The organism is Pseudoxanthobacter sp. M-2, from assembly GCF_046156265.1.
GTDB lineage: Bacteria > Pseudomonadota > Alphaproteobacteria > Rhizobiales > Segnochrobactraceae > CAMDHY01.
Map to the genome: position 1 here is coordinate 1 of NZ_JAWDIR010000036.1, position 2,457 is coordinate 2,457.

The 2,457-nt window shown below is 69.5% G+C and carries 3 protein-coding genes; all 3 read right to left on the minus strand.

Annotated elements, in window-relative coordinates; genetic code table 11:
• Window positions 1-13: 13 nt before the first annotated feature.
• Genes tnpC through tnpA form a run of 3 tightly spaced genes read right to left on the minus strand, consistent with a single transcriptional unit; the run spans window position 14 to window position 2,379 of the window.
• On the minus strand, window positions 14-1,543 hold the full coding sequence (gene tnpC, locus RUR49_RS17570; RefSeq protein WP_409147707.1) for an IS66 family transposase: 1,530 nt from the start codon (window positions 1,541-1,543) through the stop codon (window positions 14-16).
• Between the two features lie 48 nt (window positions 1,544-1,591).
• A complete protein-coding gene (gene tnpB / locus RUR49_RS17575; protein WP_409147708.1) occupies window positions 1,592-1,948 on the minus strand; it encodes an IS66 family insertion sequence element accessory protein TnpB in 357 nt (118 codons plus the stop codon).
• On the minus strand, window positions 1,945-2,379 hold the full coding sequence (gene tnpA, locus RUR49_RS17580; protein WP_409147709.1) for an IS66-like element accessory protein TnpA: 435 nt from the start codon (window positions 2,377-2,379) through the stop codon (window positions 1,945-1,947). The genes tnpB and tnpA overlap by 4 nt, the downstream gene beginning before the upstream one ends.
• Window positions 2,380-2,457: the final 78 nt, after the last annotated feature.

Below are 2,457 nucleotides of genomic sequence, written 5' to 3' on the forward strand. Positions count from 1 at the left end.
GTAAGCGCTGTTCTCAGGCCACGGCCTTGAGGGGCGCGGGTGCATAGACCCACGGAAGCAGATCGTCGAGTTGGCTCTGCGGGTGGCCTTGGACGATGCGGGCGATGACGTCGGCGAGGTAGCTCTGCGGCTCGACAGCGTTGAGCTTCGCGGTTTCGACGAGCGAGGCGATCACGGCCCAGTGCTCGGCCCCACCGTCGGAGCCGGCGAAGAGGGCGTTCTTGCGGTTGAGGGCGATCGGCCGGATCGACCTTTCGACGACGTTCGTATCGATCTCGACGCGGCCGTCGTCGAGGAAGCGACAGAGGCCCGCCCATCGGCTCAGCGCATAGCGGATCGCTTCGGCGAGCTTGCTCTTCTGGCTGACGAGGGCGAGCTTGTCGCGCAGCCACGGCTCGAGGGCTGCGACGATGGGCAAGCTCCGCGCCTGGCGGCTTGCGCGCCGTTCCTCGGCGGGGCGGCCGCGGATCTCGCCCTCGATGCGGTAGAGTTCGGCGATGCGGGCGAGCGCCTCGGTGGCGATCGGCGCGGGGCCGGCCGCGGCGAGCTCATAGAACCGCCGACGGACGTGGCTCCAGCAGAAGGCGAGGCGGACGGAGGTGCGCTCGGCCAGCACGCGATAGCCCGCATAGCCGTCGACCTGGAGGATGCCGGCGAAGCCCGCGAGGTGACGGATCGGTTGCTCGGCCTTGCGGTCGGGCGCGTACAGGTAGGCGACGCCGGGCGGGTCCGATCCACCCCAGGGCCGATCGTCTCTTGCATAGGCGAACAACTGCCCGGTCTTCGTCCGCCCCCGGCCTGGATCGAGCACCGGCGCGGTCGTCTCGTCGGCGAACAGCTTGGGCGACGCCTTCAGCCGCTCGAACAGCCGCTCGTGCACCGGGCGAAGCAGGAACGCCGCCTTGCCCACCCAGTCGGCAAGCGTCGACCGATCCAGGTTGACGCCTTGGCGGGCATAAATCTGGGCCTGGCGGTAGAGCGGCAGGTGATCGGCGTACTTGGCGACCAGCACATGGGCCACCGTCGCCTCGGTCGGGATGCCGCCCTCGACGAGCCGCGGCGGAGCCGGAGCCTGAACCACGACCTCCTCGCACGTCCGGCAGGCGTACTTCGGCCGGCGCGTGACGATGACGCGGAACTGGGCCGGCACGACGTCGAGGCGTTCGGCGACGTCCTCGCCGATGACGTGCAACTGGCCGCGGCAGCAGGGACAGCTCCGGTCGGCGACGTCGATCACCTGCTCGATGCGCGGCAGATGGGCGGGCAGCGAACCACGGTTGGTGCGGCGCCCCCTTGCCCGCTCGGCGCCCTTCGCCGGATCGGTTGCATCCTCGCCGGCGAGGCCTTCCGCCTCGACTTGCTCGGCCTCTTCCAGGCCCAGCAGGAGCTGGTCGACGGGCAGGCTCTCCGCCCGCCGGCCGAAGCGATGACGCTGCAACTCCTTGATGATCTGGCGCAGCCGCTCGTTCTCGGCGCGCTCTGCCGCCAGCATCGCCTGAAGCGCGATCGGATCGTTGGTCAGAGGCTCGGTTAGGCTGCTCACAAGGCCGATTCAATCATGTATTACAACGTGTTGCCAGTGCTCCTGCCATCAACTCGCCGCGACCGGCACGCGCGTCTGGCGGGCGTCATGCACGCGCCGCCAGTCCAGGCCTTCGAGCAGCGCCTGCAACTGCGCCGCCGTCAGCCGCACTACGCCATCGGCGATCGCCGGCCACTGGAACTTGCCGTCCTCCAGCCGCTTGGCGAACAGGCACACGCCGGTGCCGTCGAAGTAGACGAGCTTGATACGGTCGGAGCGCTTCGCCCGGAAAACGTACACCGCGCCGGAGAACGGATCGGCGCCCATCGTCTCGCGCACCAGTACCGCCAGACCCTCGGCTCCCTTGCGGAAGTCGACCGGCCTGGTCGCGACCATCACCCGGACCGCGCCGGTCGGGCCGATCACCCGCCGCCCTTCAGCGCACGGATCACCGCTGCGACCGTGGCGGCCGATGCACCGTTCTCGATCGTCACCTTCACGCCCGCGACATCGATCGCGATCACCGCCACCCGGCGCCGCGACACGGCGCGAGAAGCGCGTTCGCGTGGCGGCTTTGCAGGTGGGGCCGCCGTCGGCTCCGGGACAATCACCGCCGGCACGAAGGCCGGCAGCGTATCCGCCTGCTTCCGGGCTTGCCGCCGCCAGGTGAACAGTTGCTGCGGCGTCAGCCCATGGCGTCGCGCGACGACCGATACAACGGCACCAGGCGCCAGCGTCTCCTCCACGATCCGGGCCCGGTCATCGACGCTCCAGCGCCTGCGCCCCATCGCGCCGCTGATCACCTCAAGGCGCCGGACGGGCCCCGCCGGCTCAAGTCTATGGTCAAGCCTGGACACAAAACGATCCTCCAGATCGGATCGCTACTGTCCCCCCTCAAACCCCGCCGAAGAAGGTGAGGTCGGGACACCGCATAC